The organism is Robertmurraya beringensis (assembly GCF_042433785.1).
Taxonomy (GTDB): Bacteria; Bacillota; Bacilli; order Bacillales; family Cytobacillaceae; genus Robertmurraya_A; species Robertmurraya_A beringensis.
This window is the reverse complement of sequence record NZ_JBHLUU010000032.1, coordinates 213,853-231,175: the sequence shown is the minus strand read 5'-3', so window position 1 is coordinate 231,175 and position 17,323 is coordinate 213,853. Positions and strand designations below refer to the sequence as shown.

Sequence of the window (17,323 nt, the reverse complement as noted above, 5' to 3'; positions counted from 1 at the left end):
TTATTGGATTTGGACGGGATTACCACCTGACCTATCCATTATAAAGGACTTTTTCTTTGCATAAAATAATAAAATTGAACATTTTGAGTTTTTTAAATAGTGAAATTAAATTAATACAACACTAGTGAATGCATACATATTAATTAGTGAATTTTTCTTGTCTACAGTTAAATAAGAGGTGAGTATTTTGTCTAATTTATTATTGACTGTAGGCTCGCGGATAAGGGCCATTAGGAAACAAAAAGGTTTAACACAGGAACAACTTGCTGAATTAGCAGGACTACAGGATTCTTATATTGGGGGAGTTGAAAGAGGAGAACGAAATATTTCAATGGAAACTTTAGAGAAATTGTTAGTAGGGCTGAATATATCCCCTCTTTTCCTTTTCCAATATCATTCAATAGATATTGAGGGTGAAGGTGATAAAAAGGATGTAATAAATAAACTTAACGTTATCCTTGAAAACTCAACTAAAGATGAATTAATCCTTATTTATAATATTGTAAAAGAAATAAAAGAATACAATAGAAAAAATTAATGTATGCTCCCCTATAAGTTTGTCACAATTTATTCATTAGCTTCTACTAATAATTAATAAAAAAGGGAAAGTTAATATAAAAGAAGACCCGACTGTAGAAAAAGAGGGGAAGTTAGGTTATTTAAAAAATAGCCTTTTTATTTTGCTTTAAATAGGATATGACTATTGTAAACCAGATTTTGTCCAGGAAATATGGATAAAATTAATACAATATAGTATTGATAACAAAAAAAATATTATCTCCACGTACTTGACGTTATACAAAAGTAGTGTGGAACAATCACAAGCGGAATAAACTGAATCATTTGTAACTCATTGTTAGCGAATGCCGACAATAGGACCCCGAGTGTTAAGGCGGTCAGAGATAAAAGTAAGGTGATGACAAGAACATAAATGAACGCACCCTCCATCATCATTCCAAGAACATAAATGGCATAGGAGGCAATAATGGTCGCTTGTATCATCGTGAAAATTCCAAACCCAACCACATAGCCAACGACGATTTCCCATTTTCGAAGGGGACTACAGAGCAGTCTCTCAAGTGTTCCGGTCGTTCGTTCACGTAAAAAGGAAACTCCAGCAATCAGAAATACGAAAAAGAAGATGAAAAATCCTAACAACACGGGTCCGAACGAGTCAAACTGGCTCATTTCGCTTGAACCGTGAAGATAGTTGACTTTAAGCATGGTAGCGGAAGAGTCAGGCTGCAGTGACTTCAGTGACTCTTGTAACCACTTCATCGTCGCTCCGTTGATGGTCGGGTCACTACCTTCTAACGTTAGCTGAAGAGAGGTACCTGACATACTCACATAGCCATCGATGTCTCGGTCCTTTAAGGCAGTCTTTGCTTCGTTTGTTGTTTCGTATAGGCTGATGGTTGCTTCATGATCATCAAGCTGTTCTACAAGGGAAGTGGGAAGGTCGACAAAACCAACCTTTGGTGAGTAGCTGTCTCCATTAAAGACGAGATGAAGCATCGTTAAAACAAGGATTGGAGCCATAATGAGTAGTAGCATCGTTCGTTTATCACGAACAATTTGTTTTAAAATTCTTCTTACAAGGGCCATGACGCGCATCAGTTCCCACCTCCATAGCTCAAAAAGGCATCTTCAAGACTCGTACTGTTCATGCTTTCTTTTAGGGCTTGAGGAGTACCGACAGCGATTAAGTGTCCGTCCCTTATCATCCCTAATCTTTCGCATTTATCTGCCTCATCCATGACATGTGTGGTGACAATAATGGTTACTCCACGCTGTTTTAGCTCATAAAAGGAATCCCAAATGCTTTTTCGAAGCACAGGGTCAATCCCCACCGTAGGTTCATCTAAAATTAATAACTTTGGTTCATGGATAAGAGCGATTGCCAGCGAGAGTCGTCGCTTCATTCCTCCAGCTCAAGACCCACTAGCTGCTTCACAAGTGTCGTTTCCCCTGCGCCGGATGGACCAAGCAACCCGAAGATTTCTCCCTCGTTAATATCTAAATCAATTCCTTTTAATACTTCTTGCTTACCAAAGTGCTTTGTCACCTGTTCAATTTGGACGATTGGATTCATGTGAATCCCTCCTTATAATAAAAGTGAGTAATCACTCATTACTATCATAAGCGAAACTTTTTCAAATGAAAAGGGAGATTTTGTGAATATTTTCGACAGAGGTTTTCCTTTGATTTTAGTATAATAAGGACAAACAATCGTCTCGAGGTGCATAATAATGGCTGATTTTCGAGTAAGTGAGATCATTCACCGACCGATCGAAGAAGTGTTTAGTTATCTATCAAACCTAGAACATGCTACAGAACTATTGCCGTTTGTGACGGATATGGAGAAATTGTCTACTGGACCAGTTGGGCATGGAAGCCGATTCTTGGAAACAAGGCTTGTGAGAAGAAGGCGTATTCAAGCGGAAGTTCACATTACCGAGTTCGCTCGACCCACTTCCTTTACCTCAAAAAGCGTATCCAATGGAGTAGAAATCCTATATCACTATACTTTTTCGGCGATTGAGGAAGGTACCCAGGTCGAGATGGAGGCCGAAGTCAAAACGGGAGGCTTTTTAAGCTTCCTTACGAAAAAACAGTTAGTTAAAATAATTAAAAATGAAGATGGCGGACAATTACAAAAGTTAAAAGAAGTACTTGAGACAGAAGAAGTTCATAGATAAAGAAAGAGCCCGCAGGCTAGGAATCCTGTGGGCGAAGATTTAAAATTTATACGTCCAGAAACGTTCGTTATTTACCCAAGCAATCATGTCGGGATCATTTGCTTTAAGCTTTTCGGCCATATTTTGAATCATTAATTGCGTTTGCGACGCATGAGCCTTGATCGTGGCAATTTTCTGATCAGATACAGCTGTGACATCATTGACGATATCTGGTGCTCCGAGCTCATCCAATGTGTTTTTTGAAAAAGCTACACAGTGAAGCTTAGGTCTTTTTTCTGGAGCTAATCGACCGACGGCTTTCACGACCGCAGCCCCCGTTGCATCGTGGTCAGGGTGTACGGAATATCCTGGATAAAACGTGATGATTAATGACGGGTTCACATCGGCAATAATTTCTCCCATATGATCCGCTAATCTTTCAGGATCTTCAAATTCTACCGTTTTATCGCGATATCCGAGCATACGTAAATCTTGGATTCCAATCGACTGAGCTGCGTTTTGAAGTTCCACTTTACGAATTTGCGGGAGCGACTCTCTTGTTGCAAACGGTGGATTCCCTAAGTTCCGTCCCATTTCACCAAGCGTTAAGCAGGCATATGTGACAGGTGTCCCGTTTTGGATATGCAAAGCAAGGGTGCCTGAAACGCCGAATGCCTCGTCGTCAGGGTGAGGGAATATAACTAAAATTTGACGTTCTTTTTCCATGATGCGCTCCTTTCTACTCAAATGGTGTTGGACTGATTTGGAAGGCAACTGCTAGTTTACCTTGATAATCATGTCCAGCCATTAATAATCTATTTTGATCATCTACTTCAAAATGAGTGATTCCTTCCGCATAAACCCAGCCAATGTTCAGCTTCAAGCCAATGCGGTAAGGCCCATTTCCTTTGATTTGACCAATCTCATATTTCACCAGTGCATTGCGAATAAATGCCCCTGAGGAAAAAAAGGATTCATCATTATGAGTTGCATACGCTCCATTTGTCGTTTCTAAATGTATATACACATCTTGGTTCGCAAGACGGTTTAGCTCTTTTTGAACTTCTTCCACTATAACGAGCTCCATATTATTTCCTCCTTCACTTCATTAACGCATGTAATAATCTTTATTTTACTAAAAACATGAGGGAAAAGCGAAAAGTAGGATTGTTGTTTTTATAACAAAATTCTGTCGGTAAGAGTTTTAGGTTTCCTTTTGCGAAAAGATTATGTATAATGAGAGCAATTTAAATAGTATTCCTTCGGGGTCGGGTGCAATTCCCAACCGGCGGTGATGAAGCAAGAGCTTCTTAGTCCGTGACCCGTTTGAGTGTTCATTCAAACGGTGGATCTGGTGAAACTCCAGAGCCGACAGTAAAAGTCTGGATGGGAGAAGGAAAAAAATTCTGGTTTACGTGTATGGGTGAAGTGTACCCATTTTTAGACCTTTATTTGACATTGCCATTTTTCTGACCCCGTTCCTTTATTGGTGCGGGGTTTTTATTTTTTTATGACTCCATTTCGAAGGAATATGGTGGCAACAGGTTATAAAAGTGTGGTTATGACTGGTTGCTAGGTAAAAATTAGGTTCAAAGGTCATAAACGATGGTTTATGACACGTATGGAAAGAAAAAAGGTATGCCTAGGTCATAAAAGTTTGTTTATGACCTGTGTTGGTGAAGAGTTTTGTCTTTAAGAGTCATAAGCTTTTGATACAGTCTAACGAGAGATTCCCGAGGTTTTCGGAAATGCTACAAGAAGGAAACTGGTAAAACGAGCGGCATAAGTAACTTAACCAAGGAAGGAGGCAAGAAATATGTTTACAGGGATTATTGAGGAAATTGGACTTGTAACCAATACAAAGAATACAGGGCAATCTTCGGTGTTAACGATTGAGGCCAATCATATTCTCGCGGATGTAAAACTTGGCGACAGTATCGCCGTGAATGGGGTTTGTTTGACGGTTACTTCTTTCACGTCTAACGCATTTACCGTAGATGTGATGCCAGAAACGATTAAGGCAACCAGTTTACGAGATGTGGAACCAGGTTCCCATGTCAACCTGGAAAGGGCCATGGCAGCTGGCGGACGGTTTGGTGGTCATTTTGTGTCGGGGCATGTGGATGGCCTTGGGGTGATTAAAGAAAAGAGAGAAGTTGCCAACGCTGTGTACTACGAGATAGAAGCAGCGAGCGATCTCTTACACTACATTATTGAAAAAGGGTCCGTTACGGTAGATGGGACAAGTTTAACCGTTTTTGGTGTGTCAGAGACGAGTTTCCTTCTCTCGCTGATTCCACACACGTTATCAGAAACGATAATCGGGCGAAAAGGGGCTGGGGACATCGTAAATATTGAGTGCGATATGATTGGCAAGTACATTTCACACTTTTTATCCAAACAATCCACTCAAACCATTCAAAAGAGTTCTTCTCTCACCACTCAATTTCTAGAGGAAAATGGGTTTAAATAAGGAGGAAAAGACATGTTTAATTCGATTGAAGAAGCATTGGAAGACTTAAAGAATGGAAAAGTAATCATCGTCTGTGATGATGAAGATCGAGAAAACGAAGGGGATTTCCTTTCGTTAGCGGAAAAAACAACTCCAGAGGTCATCAATCTAATGGCCACGCATGGAAGAGGGTTAATCTGTGTTCCAATCGAAGAAGAGCTAGCTCAGAAGCTCGAGCTCATGCCGATGGTGGCAAGAAACACCGATCCCCATGGGACAGCCTTCACCGTTAGTATTGATCATAAAAGCTCAACGACTGGTATATCGGCCTTTGAGCGTTCGGATACCATCTTACAAATGCTCAACCCTGAATCTAAGGCAGCTGATTTTAAACGCCCAGGTCATATTTTTCCACTCATTGCAAAAAAAGGCGGGGTGCTTAAGCGTACGGGTCATACGGAGGCGGCTGTTGACTTGGCCATATTATCCGGAGCAAAACCAGCAGGGGTTATTTGCGAGATCATGAATGAAGACGGGAGCATGGCACGTGTTCCACAGTTAAAAGAGATTGCTGATAAGTTAAATGTTAAAATGATTACGATTAAAGATTTGATCGAGTATCGTAACCGCGAAGATCGCTTAATTCAAAGAGAAGTGGAAATTGAGCTTCCTACCGAGTTTGGCCAATTCCGAGCGGTAGGTTATTCCAATTTGATCGATGGCAAAGAGCATGTGGCTTTAGTAAAAGGAACCATTGACCCTAGCAAACCAGTTCTTGTTCGCGTTCACTCCGAATGTTTAACGGGTGATGTGTTCGGATCGTATCGCTGCGACTGTGGTCCACAACTTCATTCTGCTTTAAGTCAGATCGAGCAGGAAGGCGCAGGGGTGTTACTGTATTTGCGCCAAGAAGGTCGAGGACTGGGACTGTTGAACAAGCTAAGAGCGTATAAGCTGCAAGAGGAAGGTTACGATACGGTTGAAGCGAACGAAAAGCTTGGCTTTGGTGCCGATTTAAGAGAATACGGGATTGGAGCTCAAATTTTAAAAGATTTAGGAATTAGTCAAATTCGACTGTTAACGAACAACCCTCGAAAAATCAAAGGATTAAAAGGGTATGGCTTGGAAATTGTCGATCGTGTGCCGATCCAAATGCAATCAAGAGAAGAGAACGAAAAGTATTTAAAAACAAAACAAAGTAAATTAGGACATTTACTACACTTTTAGGAGGAATGAATTATGGGAAGAAGCTTTGAAGGGAATTTAGTTGGCAGTGGGTTAAAGGTTGGAATCGTTGTAGGTCGTTTCAATGAGTTTATTACAAGCAAATTGCTAAGCGGAGCACAAGATGCTCTGAAAAGACACGGTGTGGCTGACGAAGATGTAGATGTGGCTTGGGTACCAGGTGCATTTGAAATTCCACTAATCGCTCAAAAAATGGCCCAAAGCAAAAAATATGATGCAGTAATCACATTAGGAACGGTTATTCGCGGATCCACTCCACACTTCGATTATGTATGTAATGAAGCAGCAAAAGGAGTACAGGCAACCACATTAAACACAGGAGTTCCTGTTATTTTCGGTGTGTTAACAACGAATACAATTGAACAAGCGATTGAAAGAGCAGGAACAAAGGCTGGAAACAAAGGCTGGGAATCAGCGGTTTCAGCGATTGAAATGGCGAATTTAGGTCGTATGTTTGAATAAAAATAGATGAAAGCCGCTGGAATTGAACCTCCAGCGGCTTCTATTTTATGCGTTCACTTTTGCACCAAATGTACGGTACGCACCGTGCATCGTTGGTCCAACATATTCATTTAACTTAAAACCATGTGCGATTGCAGCTGTAATGAAGTCCTTTGCCGTCGCAACAGCGTCCTTCACGGAAGCACCTTTTGCAAGCTCGGCAGTAATAGCTGAAGAGTATGTGCAGCCTGCGCCATGAATGTAAGTGGTGTCAATTTTTTCACTTTCTAGTAGAGTAAATTCTTCACCATCAAACAGAACATCAACGGCTTTTTCATGATTTAGCTTACTTCCACCCTTAATTAATACATACTTGGCACCAAGGGCATGAATCTTTACAGCTGCTTGCTTCATATCTTCAATCGTACGAAGTGGAGCGGTTTGTGCCAGCTGACTTGCTTCGAATAGATTTGGAGTGACAACAGTTGCTCGTGGTACTAGGATTTCACGAAGAGCATCCGTAGTTTCTGGGTGCAATACTTCGTCTTCCCCTTTACATACCATAACTGGATCAATAACGACGGTTTGAAGTTGGTTTTCATCGATTACCTTAGCAGCTAGTTCAATGATTTCCACTGTACCTAACATGCCTGTCTTCATTGCATCGATTCCTACCGAAAGAATCGTTTCAAGCTGTGCTTCTAGCGTTTCAATCGCGATAGGAAACACATGGTGATGCCAATGATTTTTAGGATCCATAGTTACAATCGTTGTTAGAGCGGTCATTCCATATACACCAAGCTCCTGGAATGTTTTTAAATCTGCCTGAATGCCAGCGCCTCCGCTTGTGTCAGAACCAGCGATTGTCATTACCTTTTTTAATGTCATGTGTTGAACCTCCTATGAGCTTTATTTTTTTAATCATAGTCTAGTTTCCTAGATGTTTCTAGTATTTTCTTTCGCTTACCTAAATTAGTAATCAACTGTGCTGAATTTGTAAATAAAGGCGAATAGACCTAATAGTCTTTCTCCTCTTTCCATATTAAAATAGAGGCATATATTCTTTAAGAAAGGTGGACGATGAGCCTGAGTAGAACAGGGATTATTTTAGCAGGTGGACAATCAAGTCGTATGGGACAAAACAAGGCATTGATGATGATAGACGGTGTACGGGTCATCGACAGAATTACAAACGAACTTGAAAAAATCACGGATGAACTTCTCATCGTCACCAACACGTTTCAAACGTATGAATATTTGAACATACCGATGGTTGAAGACGAGGAAAAGGGGAAAGGTCCCCTTGCCGGAATACAAGCAGGGCTTAAAGCTTCCAGGTCCGAGGAAAATTTAATAGTGGCCTGTGATATGCCGTTTATCTCTTCAAGCCTGGGGGATTTTTTACTAGAGGAGTTAGAAGACTACCAAGCAGCCATACCAAAGCTTGAAGGTCGAATGCATCCTTTGTTTGGTGCGTATCGAAAGGATGCATTACAAGCGGTTTCTCAGTCTTTAGAGAGGAACGAGCTTCGTATCATGAGTCTACTTCAGAAACTTAAGGTGAGGTATATTTCAGAAGATATTTTAAGAAGAGAGGGCATCCATGTGGAGGATACCGCTGTTTTTAATATGAATGATCAGATAGAGTATGAAAAAGCGAAAAAGCTGGATCGTGATGGAGCCTCGTTTTTATGAGAAGAACGTAGGGATATGATACAATCTTAAAGACAAGATAGAACGGAAGTTGGTGCAGACATGAATTTTGAAATATCCAAAGAGCCCCTTGATACGCAATCGATTATTGACAAAGTCGTTCAAAGGGAAGCGGGAGCCATTACAACGTTTATTGGAACGGTAAGAGAGCTAACCGCAGGTAAAAAGACTTTATATTTAATTTATGAAGCGTATGAGAGCATGGCTGTGAAAAAGTTGGAGCAAATTGGACGTGAAATCGAAGAGCGCTGGTCGGGAGCAAAGGTGGCGATCTCGCATCGAGTGGGGAAGCTTGAAATTACGGATATAGCTGTTGTCATTGCTGTATCTACCCCACATCGTGCCGATGCGTATGAAGCCAATCGTTATGCTATTGAGCGAATCAAGGAGATTGTTCCTATTTGGAAAAAAGAGCATTGGGAAGACGGAGAAGAATGGATCGGAAATCAACTTGAAACGGTTGCTTATCCAAAAGGAAAACCAGAGGAGAGTGATTTAGGTGAATAAAGTCATGTTTTTCGCTCATCTGCGCGATGCGGTTGGGGAAGAATCGGTATCCGTAGACCTTACAGGGAAAACCATTGCAGAGGCTAAAGCGATTCTAAGTGAGCAGTATGGAGTGAATTTGGATTCGGTTATGGCAGCTGTAAACGAAGAGTTTGCTAGTGATGAAGATGTGTTGAGTGATGGAGATGTGGTTGCTTTTATACCACCAGTTAGTGGGGGCTAAGTAGAATAGCTGAGCCGGACAGAGGAAGGAGGTTTTTAGCATGGATGATCGGTACTCGAGGCAAATTCTTTTTTCACCGATTGGAAAAAGTGGACAGGACAAGCTAGGATCTAAGCATGTGCTGATGATCGGTGCTGGTGCACTTGGATCGGGAAATGGTGAAGTGCTTACGCGCGCGGGTGTAGGGAAGCTAACGATTGTGGATCGAGATTATGTGGAAGCGAGCAATCTGCAAAGACAGCAGTTGTACACAGAAGAAGATGTTCGAGAGAAGCTTCCGAAGGCAATTGCAGCTGAAAAGAGATTGAGAGCTATAAACAGCGAGATTGAGATTGTGCCGATTGTTGGCGACGCATCGCCTGACATCTTAGAGGAGCTTGTTGTGGATGTGGACTTGATCTTGGATGCGACAGATAATTTTGAAACGCGAATGGCCATTAACGATATTTCTCAAAAGTACAAAATCCCTTGGATCTATGGTGCATGTGTAGGAAGCTTTGGTATGAGCTTTACGATCATTCCTGGCAAAACTCCTTGCTTGAATTGTTTGCTGAAAAGAATTCCTATTCAAGGAATGACCTGTGATACAGGAGGAATCATTGGACCGGCTGTGCAGATGGTCATTGCTCATCAATCAGCAGAGGTTCTGAAGATTCTGGTGGAAGATTGGGAGGCGGTTCGTGATTCGTTTGCGAGCTTTGATTTATGGCGAAATCAATACACGAGCATGAAAATGGGAAAAGCAAAGGACCCGGGATGCTTGTCGTGTGGAGATCTTCGAGAGTATCCGTATCTCGATAAGGAGAATCTTTCACGCTCAACAGTCCTTTGTGGTCGTGATACGGTGCAAATTCGCCCTCCACGACAAAGTGAGTTGAATTTAGCGGACTTAGCGGATCAACTAGTAAGGTTGGGGTACGTGGTGAAGGCAAATCCGTATTTGCTTTCGGTTGAAATGGACGAGCAGCGTGTGGTTCTTTTTAAAGACGGTCGGGGGCTTGTTCATGGGACGAAGGATATGAGTCAGGCGCGGTCAATTTATCAGAGATTGTTGGGGTAGGTTGGTAGTTGGAGAGACGATTTTTGAGTGCTTACTTATTAAAAGACACAAGAAAAGACGTATGAATACGTCTTTTCTTTATTTATTAACATTTCTACATTCGGTCCGCGCATTTATCGGTTGGCAAATCAGGGTTAAGCACACCCCGAGCTGATATATAGACGGAGAAATTCCGCTTAATTAGTAATAATTATGAAAAAATGATCAAATAGACGGAGAAATTCCTACTATTGGCTCGAAAACTACGAAAATAGGAGATTTTGCTTTGTATAAGCGGAAATCCTTCCCTTATTTACCCCGAAAAAAGCTCCATTCTGTATTTAACCGGAAAATCTCCGCTTAACTTACTTTTGCTGGTCACTCGATTAAGGACAAGCCATCATATTTAATCTACTAATATCTTCTATACGACTTCTTTCTGCAAAATTCTACAAAATCCATCGTCAACCGTTATAATAAATTCTAGGAGTTTGTAAGGAGGGTGAAGATGAACGAGAAAGAGGTACAGTCGCAATTAGAGGCCTTGCAGAAGGAGCTTACGGAAGCGAAGCAACAAATGGCGGCCTCGCTTGCATTCAACGAGATACACCATCACAATCAATCAAAAGTGAGAGGTATTCCGAAATCAATAGTATGGAAGTTGTTGGGAATGGTCCTCTCCATTCTAGTTATAATCGGAATCATTTTCACGATAAAAGGGACCCATCAAGCTACCGTACAATCGGGTAGTTTCATAGAGCAAATAAAAGACTTGTCGTCCCTAGCGTCATCACAGGCGTACGTGAAGGCGGTAATTGAAAAAGAGGACAATCAGCTGTTTGGGAAGGATATTAGCACAAATCTTCCAGGAACAAAGAGAAAGTTCCTTCTAATTATCCCTGGTACGGTTACAGCGGGAGTTGACTTGACTGGAATTACTGAATCCAATCTCCATGTAAATGAAGAAGAGAAGATAATAGAAATCAAGCTTCCAAAAGCCTCCATTATCCAAGAGCCCACACTAGACTTTGACCAAGCTCAGGTGTTTTCTGTAGAAGGAATCTTTCGGGATGAAGTGAATTGGAATGAGGCTTACGAGCTCGCAGAGGAGGCCAAGGGGCTTGTAAAGGAAGAGGCCATTTCTCAAGGGCTCATTCAGGTGGCAGAACAAAATGCAGAGAAAACATTTACGGAGTTTTTCTCAGCCCTTGGATATCGAACGGTGATCACATATGAAGAGTAATTGGAATGGCTGGGAGTCCTACATCGGGGACGAGTTTAAAAAGGAATACTTCACTAAGCTAGAACACATGATTGAAGAGGAGTATGAACAGTATACGGTCTATCCGAAAAGAGAGCACATCTTTTCTGCATTACAGTACACAAGGTATGAGCAGGTGAAGGTCGTCATACTTGGTCAGGATCCTTATCACGGCCCAGAGCAAGCTCATGGCCTGAGCTTCTCGGTCCTGCCAGGTGTTCCTACGCCTCCATCGTTAAAAAATATTTTCAAAGAGTTACAGAATGATGTTGGCGCACCCGTACCAAACCACGGGTATTTAAAAAAATGGGCCGATGAAGGGGTTCTTTTGTTAAACACGGTCCTAACTGTTCGAGCGGGTCAGGCACATTCTCATAAAAAAATGGGCTGGGAAATTTTCACCGATGCAGTGATTACCAAGCTTAGTGAGAGACAGAAACCGATGGTGTTTGTGCTATGGGGGAAACCAGCACAAGAGAAAAAGAGATTGATTTCGGACCACCATCATATCATTGAAGCTCCGCATCCAAGCCCACTTTCTGCTCATCGTGGCTTCTTTGGGAGCCGACCGTTTTCAAAGGCAAATGACTGGCTGAAAGAGAAGGGCTACACAGAGATTGATTGGTCTATCAAATGAAATAGGAGGGGATTACATGAAGGTGGAAAGAAAGGACTGCTTTAAGTGTCAGTATTTCTACGTGACCTGGGATCCTCATTTTCCAAAGGGATGTAAAGCATTTGGATTTAAAACAAGGCAGCTTCCGTCGGTTGAGGTAATGAAGGCTTCGGGACAGGCTTGTCTTCGTTTTGAGAAAAAGTAACGCTATTCTTTGGAAAAATCAGTAACAGGTCGTATACTATAGGGTAGACGAGGGTTTGAGGTGAATGAATTGGATATTAGTGTGCAAAAGCTACTTTTAAAAATGGAACAGGAGCTGCTGGCAGCCAAAGCAAGTGGGGCGAATTCACAAGTGAGAGAACGAGTTCAAGCGATTAAAACATTATGTGAGCTTGTCCTTGAAAGCCAAATGGGTGAGACCACACGTGAGCTACCTCGAATGAATCCTGTGATTCCAACAAACGAAAAGCAAATTCTAACTCCTTCACCCCTTCAAACACAGCCGAAAAAGTTGCAAATAGACGATGAAAGCAATGGAGATTCACTGTTTGATTTTTAACATAATGGGGTGGAGAGGTTGAAAACATTTATTATCATTGGAGCCATTAATGCATTTTTAGCAGTGGCATTGGGGGCCTTCGGGGCACATGGTCTAGAAGGTCGAGTGGAGCAAAAATACTTAGAGATTTGGAAAACCGGAGTCACGTATCAAATGTTTCATGCTACTGGCTTACTAATTGTGGGTGTATTGCTTGGACGTTTGCCGGCAAATGCGCTTTTATCTTGGTCAGGCTGGATGATGTTAATTGGTATCATTCTTTTTTCAGGAAGCTTGTACGTTATGACTTTAACGAAAATTAGCATCCTTGGTGCGATTACACCACTAGGGGGCTTGGCGTTTTTAGCTGCATGGATTTTAATCATCGTAGCAGCAGTAAAATATTTGTAAACAACAAGGAGCATCCTGCTATTGAAGGATGCTCCTGTTTTTATGCGTTATTAGCGAGGAGGATAAGAAGCTAATCCGGGAACATAACCAGGATAGTCATACTCAAGTTCCTCATCAAAGGTTGCATAGGCGAAATACACCATTGGAATTAAGTATCTCATGCCGGTTTGTGGATCGCTTAAGATTAAGTGATCCCGCCCAGCAGCTTCAATAATTCCTTTAAAGGTTCTTGCTAAGCCCTCATCATTTCCGTCAAAATTGGTGTACACAGTAGTTAGCTTTCCTTTGTTTAGGCGGAAGATGTTTTCAATATACGATTCCTCTAGCGGCAGCATACCTGGCACTTGAGGACCAGCTGATGGCGCGTTAAAGGCGCCTGTGTAACCTGGAACAGCTCCAGCAGGTGGAAGTGTTGAGCCCGCTGGCATAGTAGGATATGCTTGGGGTGCACCGTATGTAGGCGCACCGGTGCCAGCGCCGGCTACTTGGCCTGCTGGCGGATATTTTGGTGCACTTGGCTGGATGGGGGCTCCAAAATAAGGTTGTTGGTACCCTGTTTGTCTGTAGAAAGCATTTGGATCATAATTTTGTGACAAAGAAATCCCTCCAATTAGTAATCGTATTTAATATACTTTTGGACAATCCTGCTGGGATGGACTGAAGAAGCAGTGTGCCTTAAAACGACCTGTGTTCCACTGGTTATACCACTGAGCGGGACAAGGGCCCGATGGTCTAAAAAACCAAAGAGCATTTGAAGCGGGATGAAATCGCTCCCCTTTTATTACACGTCTTGCAAGCTTTATCTCATTTTTTCTTGCAGCTTGGTAAAAGTAACCTTTGACGGTTGCTTCAAATCCACCCGGACGCTGAAAGACCATTTTTTGTATGTCACGAATGTCTTTAAAATCCAGACACTGTCCTCTTACTCTGTTCACACCAACATTTCCAACTAACAGCATACCTAAATTTCCTTCGCCTTCCGCTTCTGCTCGAATTAATCGGGCCAAAAGCTTTACATGCTCTTCTGTGTAAGGGATCACACCCATGAATTTCACCTCTCTTCGTGTTGTACCTTCTGTGGTGAGATGAAAGGGTCAAATAAAGGAACAGCTCACTAATTCATTCGTATGTGAAGGGAAATTCTTTTATTCCTAGGAAATAGAAAAAACCCCCTAGCAAAAGCTAGAGGGTTCATAAATGCTTAGTTTACGTGTAAGAAGCTATGTAGACGATCAATTTCTAGTAAATTTCCTATAAAGAAGGCACCAAATTCACCGTAACGTGCACTCACTTCATCAAAGCGCATTTCGTACACGAGCTTTTTAAATTGTAAAGCTTCATCTGAGAAGAGTGTTACTCCCCATTCGTAATCGTCAAAGCCAACAGATCCGGTAATGATCTGCTTTACTTTTCCTGCATACCGTCTACCAATCATCCCGTGACTGCGCATCATGGAACGGCGTTCTTCCATCGGTAGCATGTACCAGTTGTCATTTCCTTGGCGACGCTTGTCCATTGGATAGAAGCACACATGCTTTGCTTTTGGTAGAGTTGGATACAAACGAGCAAGGATTTCAGGGCTTTGATAAGGGTCCTGATCAGCTGGAAGATAGTTGCTTAGCTCTACTACAGACACGTAAGAATGAGCTGGAATGGTATATTCAGCAAGCATCGTCTTATTGAATTCTGTTTCGATTTCATTTAATTCTTCCATCGTTGGACGTAAAATCATCATCATAAAATCAGCTTTTTGACCAACAATTGTATATAAAGCATGGCTGCCTTCTTTCTTATCTTGAGTGGCATTCCATTTTTCTACTAAACCTAAAAATTCATGAATCGCGGTTTGTCTGTCGTCGCTTGATAGTAATTTCCAAGCACTCCAGTTAATTGTACGGAAGTCATGTAAACAATACCAGCCATCAAGGGTTTGTGCTGCTTCTGCCATTTGTTTCACTCCTCATTAGAATTATTATAATGTACAAAACATACTATACCATAGTTTCACCAGTAAACGTGTGAATAAAACCTGAATTTTCACTATGGTTAATTAAAAAAGGATATTTTTAATGAGAATGGCAGATAGTAAAGAAGATAAGGGTTTTTGTGGATTATTCAGAAAACAAAAACTTTTTATGTGGAAACGGTAACAATCTGTGAAACGGTTGAAATTTTATGTGGTAAGCGTATGCTAAAGGTATAGTACATAAGGGAGGATTCGTCATGAGCGACCTATTTACAGGACTGAAGGAAAAAGTAAGTGGACAAAACATTAAAATCGTTTTTCCTGAAGGTTTAGACGAAAGAATTATTAATGCAGCTGGACGTTTAGCTGAAGAGAATGTTTTAACGCCTATTTTAATAGGAAATATAGAAGCAATTGAATCAAAGGCAAAAGAATTAGGCGTGTCTTTAGAGAAGGCTGAAATCTACGATCCAAGTCAATTTGCAATGATGGATGAGTTAGTGGCATCCTTTATTGAAAGAAGAAAAGGGAAAGTAACGGAAGAGGATGCACGCAAGATTTTACTTGATGAAAATTACTTTGGAACGATGCTTGTTTATTCAAACAAAGCTGATGGACTAGTAAGTGGTGCAGCCCATTCAACAGCTGATACGGTAAGACCTGCGCTTCAAATCATCAAAACAAAAGAAGGCGTTCGTAAAACATCAGGTGTATTTGTTATGGTACGCGAAGAGGAAAAGTATGTGTTTGCTGATTGTGCAATCAATATTGCTCCAGATGCACAAGACTTAGCTGAAATCGCTGTAGAAAGTGCAAAAACAGCAAGAATGTTTGATATCGAGCCGAGAGTGGCGATGCTTAGCTTCTCAACAAAGGGTTCTGCGAAATCTCCAGAAACGGAAAAGGTATCTGCTGCTGTTCAAGAAGCAAAGCTTAGAGATCCTCTTCTTGTATTAGATGGAGAGTTCCAATTTGATGCTGCATTTGTTCCTTCTGTTGCAAAGAAAAAAGCTCCAGACTCAGTGATTCAAGGGGATGCGAACGTATTTGTTTTCCCAAGCTTAGAAGCTGGTAATATTGGTTACAAAATTGCTCAGCGTTTAGGAAATTTTGAAGCAGTTGGACCTATTTTACAAGGCTTAAACCGCCCTGTGAACGATCTTTCTCGCGGTTGTAACGAGGAAGATGTATACAAGCTGTCACTTATCACAGCTGCTCAAGCATTAAGTCAATAATTACTAGTGAGCCAGTTCTCTTTAACTGGCTCTTTTCTATGGTAAAATAAAGGCAAGAAAACACGAGGAGACGGAAACGATGGAAGAAGCGCAGAAACTATTAAACCAGCCTACCTGGCGAATTATTGATCAATCAAGTACGGGACTTCATATGAGTGCTCTTCATTCGTTTGGGTATGATGATACGCTCTGCGCCTCGATTGGTACCAAGGGAGCACCAGCGACGGTTCGGGCTTGGGTTCATGCTGATACCATTGTACTTGGAATCCAAGATACTAGATTGCCTTATATAAGTGATGGATTACAGTACTTGAAAGGTCGAAACTACGAGTATATCGTTCGGAACTCAGGTGGATTAGCTGTTGTCCTCGACGAGGGAGTTCTCAATCTATCAATTATTCTCCCAGAACAGGAAAAGGGAATTGATATCAATCGCGGATACGATGCGATGTGGACGCTTATTCAAGAGATGTTTGCTGATTTTGAACGCTCGATTGAGGCTCGAGAAATTGTAGGATCATATTGTCCGGGAAGCTATGACTTAAGCATTGATGGAAAAAAGTTTGCTGGAATCTCACAGCGGCGTTTGCGAGGCGGTGTGGCGGTTCAAATCTACCTTTGTGTAACGGGAAGTGGAAGCGAACGTGCCAAGGTTATTCAAGAGTTTTATAATCGAGCTACTAAGGGGGAAGAGACGAAATTCTCTTATCCAAAAATAAAGCCAAGGGTTATGGCTTCTTTATCTGAATTGTTTGGGGTTTCACTTACGGTTCAAGATGTAATGCTAAGGCTATTGCTCACCTTGAAAAAGAAGGCAGGGATCTTGCAAGCGGGCGTGTTAACGGAAGAAGAATTGCAAATGCTTGATTCGTATGTCTTAAGAGTCGTGGAGCGGAATGATAAATTTTTAGTTGAGGCGAATGAATAAGAGAAGTACAAAAGCCGTACCCAATAAAGGTACGGCTTTTCAACTAAGAGATATTATTGCCTACTCT

General features: G+C 41.6%; 23 protein-coding genes, 1 pseudogene and 1 riboswitch. Of the genes and pseudogenes, 16 read left to right on the top strand and 8 right to left on the bottom strand.

Annotation, left to right across the window (positions count from 1 at the left end; genetic code table 11):
- Positions 1–187: 187 nt before the first annotated feature.
- Entirely contained in the window at positions 188–538 is a 351-nt protein-coding gene (locus ACFFHF_RS11725; protein WP_340906598.1) for a helix-turn-helix domain-containing protein, read from the top strand.
- A gap of 236 nt (positions 539–774) precedes the next feature.
- Here the strand turns inward: ACFFHF_RS11725 and ACFFHF_RS11720 are convergent, their stop codons facing one another.
- Entirely contained in the window at positions 775–1,614 is an 840-nt protein-coding gene (locus tag ACFFHF_RS11720; protein ID WP_377058207.1) for an ABC transporter permease, read from the bottom strand.
- Positions 1,614–2,092 (bottom strand): annotated as a pseudogene (locus ACFFHF_RS11715) (ABC transporter ATP-binding protein). The gene ACFFHF_RS11720 and the pseudogene ACFFHF_RS11715 overlap by 1 nt, the downstream one beginning before the upstream one ends.
- Positions 2,093–2,249: 157 nt before the next feature.
- Here ACFFHF_RS11715 and ACFFHF_RS11710 point away from each other — a divergent pair.
- Positions 2,250–2,699, top strand: coding sequence for an SRPBCC family protein (locus ACFFHF_RS11710; protein WP_377058206.1), 450 nt, complete (start codon positions 2,250–2,252; stop codon positions 2,697–2,699).
- 39 nt (positions 2,700–2,738) lie between these two features.
- Here ACFFHF_RS11710 and bshB2 read toward each other — a convergent pair whose 3' ends face one another.
- Both bshB2 and ACFFHF_RS11700 read right to left on the bottom strand, forming a co-directional pair.
- Positions 2,739–3,404 (bottom strand): bacillithiol biosynthesis deacetylase BshB2, encoded by a 666-nt coding sequence (gene bshB2, locus ACFFHF_RS11705; RefSeq protein WP_160545909.1) that lies wholly within the window; start codon positions 3,402–3,404, stop codon positions 2,739–2,741.
- 13 nt (positions 3,405–3,417) lie between these two features.
- Entirely contained in the window at positions 3,418–3,765 is a 348-nt protein-coding gene (locus ACFFHF_RS11700; protein ID WP_119710310.1) for a YojF family protein, read from the bottom strand.
- Positions 3,766–3,932: 167 nt separating this feature from the next.
- Positions 3,933–4,080: riboswitch (FMN riboswitch) on the top strand.
- Positions 4,081–4,494: 414 nt separating this feature from the next.
- On the opposite strand from ACFFHF_RS11700, the gene ribE reads away from it, so the two are divergent.
- From ribE to ribH, 3 genes are read left to right on the top strand one after another with little or no spacing between them, the layout of a single operon-like run.
- A complete protein-coding gene (gene ribE, locus ACFFHF_RS11695) occupies positions 4,495–5,151 on the top strand; it encodes a riboflavin synthase (RefSeq protein WP_160545908.1) in 657 nt (218 codons plus the stop codon).
- A gap of 12 nt (positions 5,152–5,163) precedes the next feature.
- Positions 5,164–6,357 (top strand): bifunctional 3,4-dihydroxy-2-butanone-4-phosphate synthase/GTP cyclohydrolase II, encoded by a 1,194-nt coding sequence (locus ACFFHF_RS11690; RefSeq protein WP_160545907.1) that lies wholly within the window; start codon positions 5,164–5,166, stop codon positions 6,355–6,357.
- A 12-nt stretch (positions 6,358–6,369) separates the two neighbouring features.
- Positions 6,370–6,837 carry a 6,7-dimethyl-8-ribityllumazine synthase gene (ribH, locus tag ACFFHF_RS11685; RefSeq protein WP_160545906.1) on the top strand — a complete coding sequence of 156 codons (468 nt, stop codon included), beginning with the start codon at positions 6,370–6,372 and terminating at the stop codon, positions 6,835–6,837.
- A 45-nt stretch (positions 6,838–6,882) separates the two neighbouring features.
- Here the strand turns inward: ribH and pdxK are convergent, their stop codons facing one another.
- Positions 6,883–7,704, bottom strand: a complete 822-nt coding sequence (pdxK, locus tag ACFFHF_RS11680) for a pyridoxine/pyridoxal/pyridoxamine kinase (protein ID WP_377058205.1) — start codon at positions 7,702–7,704, stop codon at positions 6,883–6,885.
- 192 nt (positions 7,705–7,896) lie between these two features.
- On the opposite strand from pdxK, the gene mobA reads away from it, so the two are divergent.
- The 9 genes from mobA (at position 7,897) to ACFFHF_RS11635 (ending at position 13,127) form a co-directional block, all read left to right on the top strand.
- The gene (mobA, locus tag ACFFHF_RS11675; RefSeq protein WP_377058204.1) at positions 7,897–8,511 is read left to right on the top strand and encodes a molybdenum cofactor guanylyltransferase; all 615 of its coding nucleotides are present in this window, start codon (positions 7,897–7,899) and stop codon (positions 8,509–8,511) included.
- A gap of 60 nt (positions 8,512–8,571) precedes the next feature.
- Positions 8,572–9,036, top strand: a complete 465-nt coding sequence (locus ACFFHF_RS11670) for a molybdenum cofactor biosynthesis protein MoaE (RefSeq protein WP_377058203.1) — start codon at positions 8,572–8,574, stop codon at positions 9,034–9,036.
- Positions 9,029–9,259 (top strand): molybdopterin converting factor subunit 1, encoded by a 231-nt coding sequence (gene moaD, locus ACFFHF_RS11665; protein WP_377058202.1) that lies wholly within the window; start codon positions 9,029–9,031, stop codon positions 9,257–9,259. Before ACFFHF_RS11670 ends, moaD begins: the two co-directional genes overlap by 8 nt.
- A gap of 40 nt (positions 9,260–9,299) precedes the next feature.
- A complete protein-coding gene (locus tag ACFFHF_RS11660; protein WP_340905997.1) occupies positions 9,300–10,319 on the top strand; it encodes a MoeB/ThiF family adenylyltransferase in 1,020 nt (339 codons plus the stop codon).
- Between the two features lie 487 nt (positions 10,320–10,806).
- Positions 10,807–11,541 carry a DUF4230 domain-containing protein gene (locus tag ACFFHF_RS11655; RefSeq protein WP_377058201.1) on the top strand — a complete coding sequence of 245 codons (735 nt, stop codon included), beginning with the start codon at positions 10,807–10,809 and terminating at the stop codon, positions 11,539–11,541.
- Positions 11,531–12,196, top strand: a complete 666-nt coding sequence (locus ACFFHF_RS11650; protein ID WP_377058200.1) for a uracil-DNA glycosylase — start codon at positions 11,531–11,533, stop codon at positions 12,194–12,196. Before ACFFHF_RS11655 ends, ACFFHF_RS11650 begins: the two co-directional genes overlap by 11 nt.
- Before the next feature lie 16 nt (positions 12,197–12,212).
- Positions 12,213–12,380 (top strand): uracil-DNA glycosylase, encoded by a 168-nt coding sequence (locus tag ACFFHF_RS11645; protein ID WP_160545899.1) that lies wholly within the window; start codon positions 12,213–12,215, stop codon positions 12,378–12,380.
- Positions 12,381–12,440: 60 nt separating this feature from the next.
- Positions 12,441–12,737 (top strand): YwdI family protein, encoded by a 297-nt coding sequence (locus ACFFHF_RS11640; RefSeq protein WP_377058199.1) that lies wholly within the window; start codon positions 12,441–12,443, stop codon positions 12,735–12,737.
- An 18-nt stretch (positions 12,738–12,755) separates the two neighbouring features.
- Positions 12,756–13,127, top strand: a complete 372-nt coding sequence (locus ACFFHF_RS11635) for a DUF423 domain-containing protein (RefSeq protein ID WP_160545898.1) — start codon at positions 12,756–12,758, stop codon at positions 13,125–13,127.
- Between the two features lie 50 nt (positions 13,128–13,177).
- On the opposite strand, the gene gerQ is transcribed toward ACFFHF_RS11635, so the two are convergent.
- The 3 genes from gerQ to hemQ form a co-directional block, all read right to left on the bottom strand.
- The gene (gene gerQ / locus ACFFHF_RS11630; protein ID WP_377058198.1) at positions 13,178–13,723 is read right to left on the bottom strand and encodes a spore coat protein GerQ; all 546 of its coding nucleotides are present in this window, start codon (positions 13,721–13,723) and stop codon (positions 13,178–13,180) included.
- A gap of 27 nt (positions 13,724–13,750) precedes the next feature.
- Positions 13,751–14,173 (bottom strand): cell wall hydrolase, encoded by a 423-nt coding sequence (locus tag ACFFHF_RS11625; protein WP_340905987.1) that lies wholly within the window; start codon positions 14,171–14,173, stop codon positions 13,751–13,753.
- A gap of 155 nt (positions 14,174–14,328) precedes the next feature.
- Positions 14,329–15,075 carry a hydrogen peroxide-dependent heme synthase gene (hemQ, locus tag ACFFHF_RS11620; RefSeq protein ID WP_340905986.1) on the bottom strand — a complete coding sequence of 249 codons (747 nt, stop codon included), beginning with the start codon at positions 15,073–15,075 and terminating at the stop codon, positions 14,329–14,331.
- A gap of 275 nt (positions 15,076–15,350) precedes the next feature.
- Between hemQ and pta the strand changes: the two genes are divergently transcribed.
- On the top strand, positions 15,351–16,328 hold the full coding sequence (gene pta / locus ACFFHF_RS11615; RefSeq protein WP_340905984.1) for a phosphate acetyltransferase: 978 nt from the start codon (positions 15,351–15,353) through the stop codon (positions 16,326–16,328).
- A gap of 79 nt (positions 16,329–16,407) precedes the next feature.
- Entirely contained in the window at positions 16,408–17,256 is an 849-nt protein-coding gene (gene lipL / locus ACFFHF_RS11610) for an octanoyl-[GcvH]:protein N-octanoyltransferase (protein ID WP_160545894.1), read from the top strand.
- Positions 17,257–17,323: the final 67 nt, after the last annotated feature.